Source organism: Streptomyces hygroscopicus subsp. hygroscopicus, from assembly GCF_030269125.1.
Classification (GTDB): domain Bacteria; phylum Actinomycetota; class Actinomycetes; order Streptomycetales; family Streptomycetaceae; genus Streptomyces; species Streptomyces hygroscopicus_C.
This window is the reverse complement of the sequence record NZ_BSSM01000088.1, coordinates 1-255: the sequence shown is the minus strand read 5'-3', so window position 1 is coordinate 255 and position 255 is coordinate 1. Positions and strand designations below refer to the sequence as shown.

1 pseudogene is annotated in these 255 nt (G+C 72.2%); it reads right to left on the bottom strand.

Annotated elements, in window-relative coordinates:
- A pseudogene (locus tag QSK45_RS38235) lies at positions 1 to 255 on the bottom strand (alpha-1,4-glucan--maltose-1-phosphate maltosyltransferase); the annotation flags it as partial.

Genomic DNA, 255 nt, shown 5'->3' with positions numbered 1-255 from the left:
GGGCGAAGTCCAGGGCGATCTCCAGGCCCGACCCGCGTGCCTCGTCGACGAAGTGGTCGAAGTCGTCGAGGGTGCCGAGGTCCGGGTGGATCGCGTCGTGGCCGCCCTCGGGGGAGCCGATCGCCCACGGCACGCCGACGTCGTCGGGTCCCGCGGTCAGGGTGTTGTCGGGGCCCTTGCGGAAGGTGCTGCCGATGGGGTGGACCGGTGGGAGGTAGACGACGTCGAAGCCCATCTCCGCGATCGCCCGCAGGC